This is a genomic window from Pseudomonas sp. R5(2019) (genome assembly GCF_009905435.1).
GTDB lineage: Bacteria > Pseudomonadota > Gammaproteobacteria > Pseudomonadales > Pseudomonadaceae > Aquipseudomonas.
Map to the genome: position 1 here is coordinate 85,804 of NZ_JAAAMT010000011.1, position 16,654 is coordinate 102,457.

Below are 16,654 nucleotides of genomic sequence, written 5' to 3' on the forward strand. Positions count from 1 at the left end.
GGCGACGAAGTGCGAATGGCGCGAGATGGATGAAACTTATTAGATCGATGCTTAATAGCTTGTGGGGTGAAAAGCGTGGGGCAGATACCAAGCTGAAGGAACTAGCGCGCTTACGAAAAGAACAACACCCAGCGATAGAAGATCTTCCTGAGCATCTCCTAGTTAAATTGCGAGATGGCGATGAGTCGATCATGCGCTATCCGCCGTTTACTGAAGGATGCCCCGCGTGGGTTCCGGCTTCATACCTACTGAAGCTGCATACAGACAAACTGCGAATGCTGAAAGGTGGCGTGGGATTCGACGAAGCCAACTATGAGCGCTTGATCTATCCCATGCTGCTCAACTTTGCAGACCTCGTGCATATGCTTCCTGCATCGCAGCACCACCACCATCGTGGCTTTGGCGGCCTACTCCGGCATGGGTTAGAGGTAGCAGTGAACGCGCTGACTTACGCACAGTGCGAAGTCTTTGACGCGAGGGACTTGCCGGGTCGCCGGGACCAACGATCTACCGTGTGGCGAGTAGCGGCGATTGCCGCAGGTCTGATGCACGACGCCGGGAAAGTCCTAACAGACCTCAAGGTCATCAGCGAGGACGGTTCAACCGTCTGGCAACCCTCAATTCGGACCATTCCTGAATGGGCCGAAGTGAACAACCTGGAACGCTATTTCCTCCGTTGGATTCCTGATCGGCACGAAAGCCATAAACTCCAATCGCTGACCCTGGTCGAGCGCGTCATCCCTACAGATCTCCGTGAATGGATCCTAGAAAATGGCGAGGACATCTACACCGACATGACCATGGCGATTGCCGGTGAGGGCGATAACCGGCAACTGACTCGCATGATCAAGCGCGCTGACAGCGCCTCGGTCGCAACGGACATGAGAGATCATGGTGGTGATGCATCCCGGTCGGCAGCAATTGGCGTACCGGTGGCGAGCTTGATCCTCGATGCGATCAAACGCCTGATCGGCAAAGGCCTGTGGGAGGTTAACCGGCCAGGCTCTCCAATTTGGGTATCTACTCAAGGTATCTACATAAAATGGGCTGACGCGTGCCCTGATGCCGTTAAAGATGTACTGGCAAACGGCTTCAAAGGGATCCCGCGAAGCTCCGATAGCCTTGCTGCAATTTTGATTGATCATGGGATCGCCGAAGCGGACAGCACCGGGGACACCTACTGGTCCATCGCAATCCACATGCTCAGAAAGCGTGATCACGACGAAACCAAAAAAGATATTTGGTTGAGATGCCTATACATCCCGGATCCTCATCACATTTTCAACTTCGAGCAACGGCCTGCACCTGTCTCGATCAGCGTGAAATCCAATAATGAAGTGTTGGAGTTTTTGACTGAGAAGTCTGCTGCGCGGGAAGTGCAAAAGGAACTCGCTCGAAACTCCGAAAGTCCGGCAGAAGGCCCGAAAGCGGATCACATGGCTGCCAACCGTCCAGCCGCGTTGGCGGGCAAAAAAGCTGGAACAAAGTCCAATCCTGGTACCGCTGAAACCTCATCCAGCAAGCCAGACGCGGGGAAAACCACTCGCAAGATTGTCCAGGCGGATGAAGTTCGAAACGCCCTCGGCATGTCATCCAAAGACGAACCCACGGTGGCGGTACCTCTGGCCGATGATCCCCCGGAAGTCGAGCAAGAGCTAACAGAGTTGAGCGCAGGCATTCCCGCGCATCACCTTGAGGGTGCAGATGGTCAAGCGCCTGAAGCAGAGCAGGAGGAGCCCAGCACGCCGCCACCAAGTACAGAGGATATGTTGGTCGCAATGAATTTCTTGGCGCTCAACAATGCTCCAACCAACGAAAAGCCCGCAGAAAAAAAGGACTTATTGAAAGAAGCGCTGATGCCGACAAAAGAAGCAATTGCGGAAGTCCCATGTGTCGAAACGCCCAAAGTTGCAGACACGCCGACTTTCGTTCCTGGTGAGCAGTTATCGACGATTGAGATACCCGCGACCGGCGCAGTATTCAGGCTATCGGAACATGCCATAGAGCGAGCCAACATCGATTTCGAAAAGTTGAGCCCAACTGTTCAGGGTAAGGTAAGGGAACTCTTTGTCGAATGCGGTGAGCTAAGGAAGTACACGCCTGAAATGCGCGTGGAACTACCGATTGACGACGGCAGATTTACTGAAGATGAGTTGCACGCCTTTGTAGCGTCACCGCTGGTATTTAAAAGTGTTATCGAAGGCTATTCGGGACTGACGTATAAGTACCGAAAAAACTGGGTATGCCTAACCTACGACGCTGCGTTTTTAATGGCCAGTTATGATGATGCATTCATACCTTTTGATGTCGAAATTCCCGAGATCGATATGTCAGCTCTCAAGCGGATAGTGCAGAAATTCTGTCTCCCAGAAGTCGATTTGAATCATAAAAGTTTTTACAACCTAAGCAAGAAGGCACAAACGGATATCGCGCGGTATCTATCGATCACCAATACGGAATTACTGAATATATTCAGAATTCACTTTGGCTCTGTTCGTCCCAGCCCATCACGCGCTACAGAAATTGTATTCTTTGGAGAATAAACATGGGGGAATGGTCCTATGATATGCCCTGGCGCAAGAACTATGAAGCCTACCAGATCACTGGGTGGGCGACTGGGATTGCGATGTCCTCAGCCGCCTACCTCTTTTACAGTCTTCCAACCTTGCCTTATGTGGTAACTCTTGGCTTACAGGCTTCCCTAATGGTCAAGGCCATGCCGAAGGCACTCTATGTACGCAATTCCAAAAAGGGGTTAGAGGCAAAGCCGCCGATACAACTGGACTCTTCCCAACTGATGAAGTTGATGAGTGACAATCCGCTGGATACGTACCTGGGCGAAGGCTTCGAGTGGACGCAAACGGAAGGACAGCAAGTATTCGAATTGCTAAAGCGCGACATATCAAAACTCGTTCCCCCACCACCACCAGGCTATATGGGCAAGGCCTTTATCCACGGTATCGGCAGACTCAAAGAACAGTCTCAGTTTATCCGCAATGATTTGCGTGCTCTTCATACACTGGTGATAGGAACTACAGGTGCCGGGAAAACCCGTACTTTTGACCTATTAATATCCCAGTGCATTTTCAGAGGAGAACCGGTAGTTATAATCGACCCCAAGGGCGATAAAGACTTGCCAAAACTTGCAAGAAGGGCGTGTGAGACAGTTGGCCGTCCGGAGGCGTTCAAATACTTCAACCCGGCGTTCCCGGAAAAGTCAGTTCGGATTTCACCTACAAAAAATTATGGCCGTGCAACTGAATTGGCAACCCGGATCGCTGAATTGGTTAGCACTGAATCCGCGTCTGACCCTTTCCAGAACTTCGGTCTGATGTCTCTGATCAACTGCGTTCAGCTCATGCTGTTTTGTGACAAGCAGCCAACATTAGTATCGCTGCGCAGCGCCCTGGAGTCTGGCACGGCGCGACTCGTAATTGATGCGGTTAAGATTATCGGGCACGAAGTGTTGGGTGAGCACACTTATGAAACGATTTTCGCTCAAGAGAAAATGAAGCTAAGAGGTCAGATGAAAGACGACCTTGAGCAAATCGCAAAGATTTGTTGCAGCATCTACTACAGAGATATACAGCCACAGAAAAACTACCCCGACCTTGAGGGCGGGTTGACCATGTTTCAGCATAACAAAGAGCACTTCAGCAAGATGATCACGGCACTACTGCCAGTTCTCGTCAAGCTGACTGCCGGTCATTTAGGGCAATTACTTTCTCCTCAAAGTGAAAGTGAATTTAACGCTGAAGTAGAGGTTTGCGACACTCGAACAATCGTTGCATCCAATCAGGTTCTGTTTATGGGTCTGGATTCCCTGTCAGACTCTATGGTTGGCTCAGCAATTGGTTCTATCTTTCTCTCCGACATCACCTCGGTAGCGGGCAACATTTACAACTATCACGAGGCCAAACCGGTAAACATCTTTGTCGATGAAGCCGCCGAAGTAGTTAACGACCAGTTGATTCAACTGCTGAACAAAGGCCGGGGTGCTGGATTCAACCTGATCGTTGCAACACAGACAATTGAGGATTTTGAAGCCCGCTTAGGGAGTGCCGCGAAAGCAGGCAAGATATTGGGAAACATGAACCACGTAATCGTGCTTCGCAGCAATACACCGGAAACACAAGAGCAGATTTTCAAAAAGGTGCCCAAGACCCGTTTCCGTTATGTCATGCGTACACAGAGCGGGAACGCCGGTACAACGCCGCATGAGGTGAAGGGCAGTATTGGTGAACGTTTGATGGAAGAAGAAGCAGAGTTGTTTCCCGCCGCGCTCGCTGGCGAGCTTCCAAACCTGGAGTATTTCGGAATCATCTCCGGTGGCCGATTAGTGAAAGGGAAAATTCCGTTAATCAATTACAACGATAGTAGCGATAAACGAAACAAAGCTTATGCCAACCTAAAAAAATCAATCAAAAAAGCGACAGCAGTATGAGTGAGGGAGTTTTTACCATGACCACTAACTGGTTCAGGTTTATGGACTATTTTCCTAATAATCGTTGTGCAAAGCTTTGGCTTGGCTCGCTTACTACACTTTGGCCGTGCGTAGACGGACTAATTAAAAAGTACGTGGAAATTACCTGCAATAGTGAAGAGAGAGACCTCATCGTTAAATGCAACCGGCATCCCAAGACATACACCCTGGAAGAATTGCCGGTGTCCAGCACAGTGGCCAAAGGGCTGACCTCTGCACTCACGAACTATCAAGAAGAATGCAGCATAGTGAAAAGTGACCGAGAGCGGCTGGAGGTCTTTGTTACGCCGATCCTTGAAGCAACACGACAGGTGGAGGTCTTGAAGGGCCTGTCTCAAGGACACCTTCAAGGCCCGCTCAATCGATACCTACATGACATCATCGACGCCAAAGGGTAAGTAGAGATGGCAGAGGAAGCAAAGGACGAACGCTGGCCGCGAGCACTATGGGCCTGCCTACTCGTGCTGGTACTGGAAGCCTTTCTGGTGGCCGTGGCCCTCCCAAAGACGATGATCCAGGGACAGCTGCAACGTGAATTGGACTGGGCTGTCAGCATCTATGGGGTGCAAGAGTCAAACAAGCTGGTGAAGTCCACGAACGAAGCGTATTCGACCGTATTCATCGAGAGTGGTCTCAATGACAAGGTTCATGATGTGTTCTTTCCAAAAGCTGCACCGACGACATTTGTCGATAGGTTTGCGAAAAAAGCTACTGAGCCCTGGTTTGATTGGCTTTCAAACAGGGTAGGGGCTCTAAAAACAATGGTGTATCTCGCGACGTATCGCGTCGTGAGCTATCTCTACTGGTTCCCTTACTTTGTTGCTATGGGGTTGCCCTCGATCTTCGCTGGATTCATGCAATGGCAAATTAAGAAATACAATTTTGACTACAGTTCACCGTTCTTTAACCACTACGGGCACCAAATAATTACGTGGTCCCCGCTCTTGGTGATCCTGTCGGTCTTGGTGCCGGTATCGATCCCGCCGATGCTGATCTGCATGCTGATTGTGGTGCTGCTCCCAATCGCGTTTATGTGGATTATCAGCAATCTTCCAAAGCGAATCTGACGGTTCGCTCCACCACCAGCGTTGCTCTCTGCCCAGTAGCCAGGGCGCAGCGCTGGAGGTAACGTGAAATTCTCAATTTTCCCCCAAACTGTGCAACATCTTGCCATCTACTGCCATTTTCATCTTTCTAACGCGTTCAAAATAGGATGGTGCCCACGTTTTTTTGATTGTAGGAGTTACCAAATGCCAGATGACTATATTCGCTTACCGCACGAGGTGGACGGGCCACCGATGCTTCTCTTCTGGACGCTGGATGAGATCCTGCCTGTTATATCCATGCTTTTTGTGGGAATCGTGGTAGGGAAACTGCTGCCAATGCTGACCATCGGTGTTGTGATCATGCATTTCTATCAAAAGCTTCTAGACGCAAACCCAGATGGCCTAGCGATGCATCTTCTTTATTGGTACTGCGGGTTGACTGTAGGTCGGAAGCTTACAATCCCTAATCCTTTCTCAAGGATTTATATCCAATGAATGCCGGCAAATTCAAAAAAACGTTCAATGGTTTGCATTCGGACAACTTCTATCTGAAGGCTTTGGTAGTGCTTTTGGGAGTAGTTGTTCTGTTCTTGGTTGTGAAAGCAAATTCTAAGGACACCATCGTAACAATCGTACCTCCGACAATGGCAGAGCAAGGTTGGCTAGATCGGCAGAAAGCATCAGAGTCGTACACGTCATCGTGGGCTCTCTATATTTCGTATTTGCTTGGCAACGCAAACCCGAAAAACGGTGCGCTAATTAAAACTGCGATCACCCCCTTGCTTGATAACGCGATTCAGGCTGATATCCTTGCAGCTATTGACGACCAGATTAACCAAATCCGCCGCGATAGCGTGAGTATTGCTTTTGAACCAAAGCAAATCCTCCAGGACAAGCGCACCCCAAATAAATATTACGTGTATGGCGACTCTTCCGTAACTGGCACCTCAGCTAATAAGGTCGATGGCAGAAGAACATACGAAATGGATATTGAAATTCGAAATTACAAACCGGTGCTCACCATGGTTAAAACATACGCTGGACAGCCTAAAACGCCGGAATCTCTAGAGCGGGAGAAACGTATGACTAACCGCAAAGCTGACATGCGGAAAAAGCAAGGACTCGAACCATGACCAATAAACTCATTAATCGGTGGCCGTTGCTGTGGGCCTTCGCAATGGGCGTGTCTTCTCAAGTGCTCGCAGACGGCAACATGCCTTATGCGGCGAGTGCACCGGCACCCGCAGGTACAGACCTGAGACAAGTGGGCACACCGCTCGCTCCACTCGTGGTTGATGCCAACGCGAATGTTGTTTCCATTGCCAAATCCAGAGCTGATGGCTCGCCCGACAACAACGATATTCAAAACGTTCCGAAATCGGTGGTGAGCAACCTGGGGCGACCAGCTGATCCAGTACAAACCAACCAAACGATCGTTATCAAACCTGGTGTTAATACACTAATTCCTGTTTCCATCGGGCAAACCAACCGCATCGTTACTCCATTCGAACGGCCCGTGGTGCAAACACTGAGCAGCGCTGAAACCAAAATTATGCAAAATGTGATTTACATATCCCCCGGAGACAAAAATCCGGTCGCTGTGTACATCACAGAGAAAGATGACGAATCCGCGGCGATCTCGCTAACTCTTTTGCCGCAGCAAATTCCACCCATTCAGGCAAACCTCGTAATTTCTGCACCAATCAACGCAGGGCTCAGCGGTCTCCATTCAGTGGACGGAACTACTGCGTTCACAGCAAAAGCCAAGCAGTTTGAACAGGCACAACCCTATATGGAGACCATAAAGGTGATCATGCGGTCCCTAGCGCTCGGTGAAGTGCCACAAGGGTACTCCATAGGCAAATTGCTTTCCGGCTCCGCAATTCCCAGTTGTCATTTGAGTGGCTTCGAGTTTGACTTCAAAAATGCACAGTTGATTAAAGGACATGATTACAACGCCATCGTTGCGACGGTAAGAAACATCTCGGGCCAAACACTCCAATTCGACGAAATGGCGTGTACTCACCCGTTACTAGCGGCAACCGCCGTTTGGCCGAAAAATGTACTTGAACCGGGTGAGCGAACAGAGTTGTACGTTGCGACAAGATCAGCGAATAACATAGTTCGAGCCTCGAAGCGTCCAAGTCTTCTGGATAATTAAATTAGGACTCGACATGGCATCTTTTAAGGATCTTTTAGACAAGTTTGACTCGGTTCCTCTTTCTCCGGCCACGAAACGGGTTGTGATGATTGGCTCCGCCTTTGCGGTCGTTATCGCTATCGTGTGGTATGCAGTAGCCAACGAAGAAAAGCCAAAGCGCCGAGCGATCAATCCAGTGGCCAGCACTGTATTAACCGACGCAGACACACGCGGGGTCGGTATCGACTCGATGCGCTCCGAAATCCGAGAGTTAAGAGTTACACTCGATGAACTTAAAGGCACTGTAAAGGACGGTGTAAAGAGCGATAGCAAGGATGCCAGTAGAGCGGAATTAGAAGAGCTCAAGAAGGAAATTAAGGAGTTAAAGAAACATAAGAGTGACCAAGAGAGCGAGAAGGCGAATAGCGCCAATGGTCAAACTCAAAACACGCCAAAATCCGGAGCCGGTAAAAGCCCTTATGATGTCGCAGCAGCAGAACATGCCCTTACTGCAAACGCGAAGTCACTTCGGCCAGAGGACGTGTATCGCAGGGCTGACCTGGAGCCCAATGATTCCGTAAGCGGGATACAAACATCTGTTGGTGAGGCGGATGTAAAAAAGGAAGGTGCAACACTGAAGATTCGTACCATTGAAGAGCAACTTCCAAAAGAGGTCGCGGCAAAGGATGACCAATCGGACGTGCTATATCTGCCAGCTACAACCATGCTTACAGGCACGCTTATTACGGGGATGGACGCACCTACCTCAAAACAGGCCCGCACTGATCCGTTCCCGGCTCTGGTCAGAATTCAAAAAGAAGCAATTCTACCAAACAACTTTCGCGCCGATGTGCGCGACTGCGGCATGATCGTCGGGGGTTATGGCGACCTTAGTTCTGAACGGGCCTACCTTCGCGGAGAAACAATCTCCTGTGTGCGAAACGATGGCGGTGTGATCGAGGTTTCTGTTGATGCATACGCCAGTGGCGAAGATGGCAAGGCTGGTGTGCGCGGGAATGTGGTGAGCAAGCAGAAAGAATATATCACCCGAGCGATGATGGCAGCCTTTATACAAGGTGCGTCTCAACTGTTCTCAGTGCAAAGTATTCCTACTATTCGCATCTCACGCGGGGATAGCGATAGTGAAGATCAAGCAGCATTCCAGCAGGCATTTAATCCAGATGCAGTGCAGGGAGCCGCAGTAGCCGGTGTTGGCAATGCGCTAAACCGAATTTCTGAATATTACATGGACATGGCAGAAAATTTGTTTCCCATCATTGAGATCGATGCCGGTCGTCAAATCGATTTCATCATTAAGAAGGGTGCGAGCTTGAAAATAAAGTCCGTGCCTAAGTCCAAGTCCAGCTAACTAGGAGAATATTCATGCATATACTTAGATTCGCTGCACTGCTTTCCGTCGCCACCACAATATTAAGTGGCTGCTCTAGCGCGAGCAGTGATTACGCTTGTAAGGGCCTGGCCGAAGGCGTCAACTGCGTGTCAGCGCGGGATGTTTATCAAATGACAGATGACCCGAACTTCCAGACCCAGCTTCAAAAGGAAAATGCTGCAAAGGCTCGAAAGAAAGCGGGTGACGACGGCGCGTCGGACGACCAAACAGAAGGCGGCACGGTGGTGCTTCGCGAAGTGCCTGGGGAGCAGTACGTGACACCACGGCCCGCACGGAATCCATTGCCTATCCGGACACCGGCCACGGTCATGCGTATCGGTTTCGCGCCGTGGGAGGATGAGAAGGGGGATCTGAACGTGCCAGGCTACATCTATACCGAAATCGCACCACGGCGCTGGGAGGTTGGCGTTGAACGGCCACCAGAAACTCCTACGCTTCACCCCTTGCAGGTGCAGGCGGTCCCAACGACGCAGATGCCATCGGCGAAGGCCGCACCAAACCAGAGCGCTGCTGAGATTGCAAAAAGCGCTAGACGCAACGCACAGAGCACACAATAAAAAAAACCGGGATTTGATCCCGGTTTTTTTTACTCTGACTTTCACTTCAATGTCCTTCCCGGTTTACAAACCCGCGCAAATGACATCGCTCATTCGTCCGGTTTTGGTATGTCCCCGGTTGACATGCTCATCAACGCGATTTCAACTTTGGCCTGAAATTCCTTCGCAAGTGTGGCGGGAGCCCAAGTTGATATGTAGACCCAACCATCTCTAGACTTTTCTATTTTGGTCATTACTGTTTTGACAATTTGGCTAACGCGCTGCTTTGTTAATCCAAGATGCTCATGCACATACTTCTGCGACTTGCCTTCGACCAGCACCATACGCGCCGCTTCCAAATTCCTTGGACTGTGGTCTTCTAGCTGATGGGCAACACTATGCCAGGCTTCAAGTGATAGCCTTCTCAACTTTCTGCGCCGTTCCATCGTACGTATCAGCCTCAAACGTTCAGTCAAGATCGAGTCAAGACGATAGCAGCAATTATTCTCCAAAATAGTCGATTCGGTACGGTTTGTTGTCAACATTCGTATTTTTGTAATCGTCGTCTTGAGGAAAATGTATATCGAGAGGAGCTAGGCGGCTTAACCCCTAAACGATAGTGCGCTTGGTCCTCTAATTCGTTCGACTTCATTCCGTTTAGGAGCTTTCCATGACTGCACTATCTCTGAAGCAAGAAAACGTCTCCCCGTTTCAAAAGTACGTAATGCTGTTCCTGGTCGTCGCGGTTTGCACCGTTGCCTTCGCAACCATGGCGCATGCCGGTACCGGTGGCGGCGATGGCTTCGATAACGTCTGGGCCGCGATCAGTGAGTACTTGAAAGGCACCATGGGCCGCGTGCTGGTGGGTCTGATCGTGATCGTCGGCGTTGCAGCCGGTGTTGTTCGCCAATCCCTGATGTCCTTCGCTGTTGCGGTCGGTGCGGCTATCGGCCTGTTCTACAGCCCGGAAATCATCGAAGGCATCATCACTTCGACGCACGCTGTTGCAGGCCTGGTGTTGCCAACCGGCATGTAACTCCAGCGGGTCAAACAGAAGCCGATAGGGGAAACCCTACCGGCTTTTTTGCTTTTGAAGCACAGAGATGGCGAAAAGAGAGGGGCGCGGGAAAGGCGCACAAGCGCGAGCCATCCGGACCAAATACTTTGGTACCCGCCAAAACAATCATGAAAATACGCAGCTTCGGGGCTTTCAAGTTAACACTTGTGACTGCTGCGCTGGGCCTGTCCTCCAGCGCCTTCGCGGAAGTACTTCAATATAAGTTTACCGATACCGACGGCCAGGAAAAGTCCGTATCGTCGTCACTCGGCTATGTGAACCCTAAGGCCGCGTTCACAGTATCAATTAGCGCTGGGATCGACCGGAAGGTGAAAGTAACGCTGCTGAAAGAGGATGACACTCCTGTTTCGACAGCCACAAGCAAGCTCATCGGTTCTGCTGACCGCTTTACAATCGCTGACAAGAGCTATTACGGTGCTGAGCTGAGGTTTACGAAGCCAGTCGATGGCTCGTACAAGCTTCTGGCTGAAACACTCTCTTCGAAAGACGTTGTGGTAAGTTCGGAAACCGTCAATCTAGTGATCGATAGTTCCCCCCCGGTTCTTGGTGCGTGGTCATGGGGAATGAATTATGGCAGGGGTACAGCTCCTGACGGACTACCGATCTTCTCAACAGTTGAAGCCAGACATATCACATTGAACGTTGCGGATAGCAGCGATGTCAGCAAAGCGACCTACGAGACATTTGAACATGCCCAGGACGGCACCGTAAAACAAGTGCGTCAAGGTATTGTTAATGTCATTGCTGACAGCAATAAGGTAATGCTCGGAACGGGGGGGGTTAACTCTATCGGCAACTCCCAATTCCCAGTTGGTGCGCAAGGAAAATATTCAATAAAGTTTATTGTAGAGGACAAGGCGGGTAACCATTCCAACTCCACGCTAAACTTCTGGAACAACTCAAAGTGCGGTGCGGTTCCGGAGCCTGTGGCTATTCAGGATAGCTCCTATACTGGTCCAGGCTATATGGGGGTCAGTGGCTTTCGCTCTCTGGAGGGGCAAAGCACTACGCCTGTATCCCAAAATCCGGCGAGGGTGATGTTTCGGCTACCCAACAGAGAAGTTCAAGCTACTGATGAAGGCAAAATATTCGGCGGTTATGCGTCTGGGGCACAGGATTATACCATCGTTAAATCGGAAGGTGGGCTCACTTACTTTATTGTCAAAGAAACAATTAAAGACAATGGGCAAATGAACTGGAACAGCGTGGGTTGGACCAACAACAGCACGTGGCGTTGTAGTGCGCTTGCAGTAAAAAATCCTGTATTCAGTGATGGCACCAAACCTCCTGTACAGATATCGACAAGTCCTTATATCGAGGGTTACGGTTGGCTAGGATTATCGGTTACAACAAAAGGTGGCAGTTTCGCAAGAGATCTTACAATCTCTAAAATCAGGGCCACCGCCGAGCCAAGAGCTTATAATCAAGTCGTTGCTCTTGGATATGGCGCTAGTTGTGTCATTCCCGCTGGTGCTAGCGAGTGCATTGCAGACACAAATTTAAAATTTAATACTACTGGTACCGCAAGTTACTACCACTCTCGGCCTTTTATATACCGAGAAGGACAACCTGAAGCTCGAACCTCCACAGACAAAGCGGTTTATGTCTGGGAATGGGATGGTTCCGATCCGGTTATTGATAAACTGGTGAGCCACGACACCTTGAATAAGGTGGTCGTCTTCTCTGGCATTGAGCTTTTCTCTGGCTCAACGTGGGGCCGAGTTATCATGGCTGCTGGCGGATTGGTCGCAAAAAATGCAACGGGTACAGAGGTTAAGCTCTCGTCCAGTCAGATGACCAATTCAGGTAATAACACAGTATTTACTGCTTCTTATAAAAGTCTGAAATCCGGCACTTGGAATATTTTCGGCTGGGCACAGGACAATTATGGAAACTATGGCGAGAAAGAACTGTTCTCCATCAATAATGATGGGGAGGCCCCAACTGTTCGATTCAATACGCCCAATGCCAATATTGTGTCACTTGACGATATTAAAGTAGTTGTAGGGGATGACGTTACGGAAAGACCAAAAATCACTTCCGTAAAGCTGGAAGGCGGGCCATCAAATAGTGTGGTCTATCTGGCTGTTCGGGAAATCACTCCGAACGAATACAATCTTGAGTATCCAGTCATTTTCCCTAGCCTTGGTGCCGGGTATAAACTCACTGTGACGGTTCAGGATGAGTCGGGTAACACAACCACCAACAAGCTAGACTTCAAGTATGAGCCACCGACTGTCGGGCTTGAGGAAGATGGCTTTGGCATTCCTTCCGTTGGTCAGTATGCCTGGGTACATGCAAACGGGAAATTTCCGTTTTACTCGGAGACGCTAACAAACTATGAAGGTACTCCCCTCACCGGCTCATACGAGCTAACAGGTACATTGCGTTTAGACTCTACTTCTGGCCCAATTTCAATCAACGGTGTAATTTTGAAGCCGGGTGAAACAAAAAACATCGGAAGTTTTGACTTTACCTCAAGCAAAGGCCATCTGGCGCTACCCGTTTATTCTGTAAAGAATGGCAGTGAAGGGGTAGCGAATTTGCTAGTTACCAGTGGCGCTCCTGGTGCTTCCATAGTTGTTGGAAGTTTTAATATTTGGTCTCCGAAAGTATCCGTCGATCCGTTTGAAACAAAGCTTGATGGTCGCATTTTAATTGACGTATTTTCAATAGCATTAAAAGACAGTTCTGGCAAATGTAACTGGCGTCCGAAATCGGAGATCAACAGCATTTCCAGCGTTGATATCATTTCAAGCCCAGCTTGTTTCAACACTGCGCTAGAAAATGGCTTAGAGTTTTACCAAGATAAAAACTACTCGGTTCTGCAAAGCAGGCTTGCTCAAGTGACCAGTACTTATATTCCCGCCGGTAGTGCTTCTGGCGCGAAGATGAAAGGTACGTATCTCAATTCGAGTGGAAGTAGAGAGCAGGTTGTAATTGAGCTTCCCGTTGAATCAGTTGAGCTAAAACTAAATGCGCGAGATGCATCTGACTCCATCAAGTTCGGTGACGATAGCGCTAAAATCACGCTCTACCGTTCAATTCAATCTATAAATCAGAGTTTGGTCCAAACCTCGGGTCCAAGTTGCGGCTCGATCACCAACAGCGAGAGCGAGGCGAAAGCCAGCGGCGCGAAGATGAACGCCGAGAAAGGTATCGCTTCTGTAGCGTGCTATTTCAAATGGCTTTCCGCGCCTCCCGGCGTGGAGACCATCGGCGATGAACAGAAGGGCTACAGCTTCAGTGGTACCGTGTCGGAGCTTGGCACCTATCCCATCGCGTGGGAACTGGTCGCTTACAGCCCTTTGGGCGAAGCGTTCCCCGTCACCCTGTCGAAGCAGACCATGACCGTTGATGTGGTCAACCCGCCGCCACCCTCGATTGATGTTCAGTCCACCAGGCTCATTGCCGAAAATCTGTATACCGTGCAGAAAAAGCCAACCAATATTGGCACCGTGAACTTCGTCGGCTTGGCCGAGGGTGCTGTGGTGTACAAAGTGCTGCGCGGGGGAACGGTGATTGCCGACTCGTCCGACAAGGCCGAGTACGCCAAAAAAACTGCCTCTTACCGCTTGAACAGCGAGACGCAAGGCAGTCTCTGGGCGAATCAGTCATACACCCTCATGGCCAGCTACGTGAAGCTGCCGGACATCACCATTGCCAAGGAGATCAGGACGGTCACGGTTCCCGACGACGACATGTCGATGAAGGTCAATACCGAACTGAGCAAGGCCTTGTCCAGTGACACGATCCCCGTCACTGTTGGCTTCTATAACAAGTCCAACGTCAACACGCCGTACAGCGTTGCAGACGCCGGTGATTGGTCAGTGCGACTGGTGGATGTGAAGTCGGCCAAAAACCGCCATCCAATTTCGTCCTGGGTACCGGTCAACAGTGACGGTACCGTGACGATCGACCTTCCTCTGAACTTGAGCGCCGGGGACACCATGCACGTTGGCTCGGAAGGTACGCTGGCCAGCCAACAAGACGGCTTCGAGATGTCGAAGACTTCTGCCAACACCGTGACAATTACTGTGCTCGATGCTTCCCCTGTGCAGGGTGAGTTGAAGTCGTACAAGGTCTCCGGGGTTGCGCCGTTGGCCGTGTCTACCTCTCTTGTCTCCGATCAGAAGGACTTGGTAAGTCTGGTCGAATGGCAAATAAGCGAGGACAACGGTGCGAGTTGGAAAGGTATCGAGGGATCGCCTACCGTCGCGAGCAAAATGCTCTCGCACGTCTATGACGTTGGCATTCATCAAGTGCGGGCAAGGTTGACCAACAAATATTCAGGTGTCCAGTCGTACACCTCCACGCTCCAAATTCAGGCCTACCACGTACCGAATGCCCGTTATATCAAAGGCCCAACGGTCATGCTCATGGGGCAACAGGGCGATATGTACGTCACAGACAAAGAAGGAAACAGGCTGACCGACAGCAATGAGATTGTCTATGAATGGAGCACCGACCGGGGGGAAACTTGGGCGGTCTCCGAGGACAAATATGTTTTTAACCATACCAGTGAGATTGGCAACTACCCCCTCTGGGCGCGTATCCGCTACGCCAGTTCCCCAGCTGAAGACAGCTACGCGTACAAGATCGTCAAAACAGCGGTGTCCGTCAGGAAGACGGCCAAGGTCACGATAGGCCTTGTTGGCACATCTCAGCCGGAGGTGAACAAGTCAAACCTATACGCCGCTACCGTCAATCTTCCTTACTCGAACATGCAGGGGCAGGTCGTAGGCAGATTCACTCTACCCGATGGCTCTATCGTGGAAGGTTTCACCCTGGATTACCGGCCCACGGTAAAGCCTACTGGCACCGAATTGATCATGTTTGAGGCGTGGATCGAAGGCTATGAAACGGACTCCAAGCGTACCGTGACCAAAAAGCTCCGTGCTTGGGAATATGCCTGGCCGGTGTTCTCACTTCGCGCCATTGATGATCCGGGTCTCTATGCGCCCATGTCCCTCGACATGCGGGTAGAAAGTGTGGGCAGCACCACCCGCATTGAAGAGTTGTCGTATGAATGGGAACTGCCTGAGTCTGGCAACTTCGTGATGACTAATGGCCGACTGGACACCCGGCGAGTGGCGAGTGTCACTGAGCCGGGCACCTATCCGGTAAAGGTCACCATCAGCGATGCCCGTGGCAATCGGACTGTCCTGGAGCAGGACTTTGTGATTTCCAAAGCACCGCCTTGGATCATTGACTTGCAATGGACTGGATCAAACTCAACCAATCGGGCGACTCTCAATATTCGGACCAAACCGCAGATCACCAGAGGGCACAAATACGATTCGATCAAAGGCTACAGCTATAAGGTCAATGGTAGAGAGGTGGCGGCTGACTCCCGCTATGTGAACCTCGATTTCCCTACCCCCGGTCGGTACACCCTGGCACTGGACCTGACCACAGAGCTGGGTTTCGGAAGCCATGGCCAAACCGAAATTGAGGTAGTTGAGAACAAAATACCTGTATGCGAGTTCGCCGTTAAACAGACTTCAACAGCGTACGTAGTCTCGTCAAAATGTGGGGATGAAGACGGTAAGATGGCGTCTTATGAGTGGTCTATCGACAATCAGATTCAAGCGATTCGCGGTAGCTCGATCTCCATCAGCAAACGCTCCTATCCTGTGAAACCGAAAATTCAACTCGTTGGGGTTGATGATTCAGGCGGCAGATCTAACCCAGTTACCTGGTAACACACGAGCGGGCCGCAAGGCCCGCTTTCTATTTGCCCTTCGATACACCTCCAACGCCAATCACTCCCACTGGGCCAGCTACCCGAACCACCTAAGATTCAAATGGTGGTGGACGATTCTGGAGCATGCTCAGCAGTCGTCGCCTGGCAGGTACACATTTAGAAAGCGGGCCACTGGTCCGCTATTTTTTTTATTTATGCAATTATTCGTCAAATTCGACCAGTTTCAGAGTTATGCCAATGGCAGACTCCTCCT

At 50.4% G+C, this 16,654-nt stretch carries 12 protein-coding genes; 11 read left to right on the forward strand and 1 reads right to left on the reverse strand.

What is annotated here, in order from left to right:
• The first annotated feature begins 29 nt into the window (after positions 1–29).
• The 9 genes from mobH to traV all read left to right on the forward strand — a co-directional run bounded on the left by mobH (position 30) and on the right by traV (position 9,637).
• The gene (gene mobH / locus GUY40_RS10010; RefSeq protein ID WP_166568785.1) at positions 30–2,543 is read left to right on the forward strand and encodes a MobH family relaxase; all 2,514 of its coding nucleotides are present in this window, start codon (positions 30–32) and stop codon (positions 2,541–2,543) included.
• A 2-nt stretch (positions 2,544–2,545) separates the two neighbouring features.
• Positions 2,546–4,444 carry a conjugative transfer system coupling protein TraD gene (traD, locus tag GUY40_RS10015; protein ID WP_166568786.1) on the forward strand — a complete coding sequence of 633 codons (1,899 nt, stop codon included), beginning with the start codon at positions 2,546–2,548 and terminating at the stop codon, positions 4,442–4,444.
• A gap of 17 nt (positions 4,445–4,461) precedes the next feature.
• Positions 4,462–4,881, forward strand: coding sequence for a hypothetical protein (locus tag GUY40_RS10020; RefSeq protein ID WP_166568787.1), 420 nt, complete (start codon positions 4,462–4,464; stop codon positions 4,879–4,881).
• A 6-nt stretch (positions 4,882–4,887) separates the two neighbouring features.
• Entirely contained in the window at positions 4,888–5,550 is a 663-nt protein-coding gene (locus GUY40_RS10025; RefSeq protein ID WP_166568788.1) for a DUF4400 domain-containing protein, read from the forward strand.
• 183 nt (positions 5,551–5,733) lie between these two features.
• Positions 5,734–6,024, forward strand: coding sequence for a type IV conjugative transfer system protein TraL (gene traL / locus GUY40_RS10030; protein WP_166568789.1), 291 nt, complete (start codon positions 5,734–5,736; stop codon positions 6,022–6,024).
• Positions 6,021–6,662 (forward strand): TraE/TraK family type IV conjugative transfer system protein, encoded by a 642-nt coding sequence (locus tag GUY40_RS10035; RefSeq protein ID WP_166568790.1) that lies wholly within the window; start codon positions 6,021–6,023, stop codon positions 6,660–6,662. Before traL ends, GUY40_RS10035 begins: the two co-directional genes overlap by 4 nt.
• The gene (locus GUY40_RS10040; RefSeq protein ID WP_166568791.1) at positions 6,659–7,690 is read left to right on the forward strand and encodes a type-F conjugative transfer system secretin TraK; all 1,032 of its coding nucleotides are present in this window, start codon (positions 6,659–6,661) and stop codon (positions 7,688–7,690) included. Before GUY40_RS10035 ends, GUY40_RS10040 begins: the two co-directional genes overlap by 4 nt.
• Before the next feature lie 13 nt (positions 7,691–7,703).
• On the forward strand, positions 7,704–9,038 hold the full coding sequence (locus GUY40_RS10045) for a TraB/VirB10 family protein (protein ID WP_166568792.1): 1,335 nt from the start codon (positions 7,704–7,706) through the stop codon (positions 9,036–9,038).
• Positions 9,039–9,052: 14 nt separating this feature from the next.
• Complete coding sequence (traV, locus tag GUY40_RS10050) at positions 9,053–9,637, forward strand: type IV conjugative transfer system lipoprotein TraV (protein ID WP_166568793.1); 585 nt, start codon at positions 9,053–9,055, stop codon at positions 9,635–9,637.
• A gap of 89 nt (positions 9,638–9,726) precedes the next feature.
• Here traV and GUY40_RS10055 read toward each other — a convergent pair whose 3' ends face one another.
• The gene (locus tag GUY40_RS10055) at positions 9,727–10,092 is read right to left on the reverse strand and encodes a TrfB-related DNA-binding protein (protein WP_166568794.1); all 366 of its coding nucleotides are present in this window, start codon (positions 10,090–10,092) and stop codon (positions 9,727–9,729) included.
• Positions 10,093–10,286: 194 nt separating this feature from the next.
• On the opposite strand from GUY40_RS10055, the gene traA reads away from it, so the two are divergent.
• Positions 10,287–10,652: a TraA family conjugative transfer protein gene (traA, locus tag GUY40_RS10060; protein WP_256675694.1), complete on the forward strand. Its 366-nt coding sequence runs from the start codon at positions 10,287–10,289 to the stop codon at positions 10,650–10,652.
• Between the two features lie 149 nt (positions 10,653–10,801).
• A complete protein-coding gene (locus tag GUY40_RS10065; protein ID WP_166568795.1) occupies positions 10,802–16,399 on the forward strand; it encodes an Ig-like domain-containing protein in 5,598 nt (1,865 codons plus the stop codon).
• The last annotated feature ends 255 nt before the right edge of the window (positions 16,400–16,654 follow it).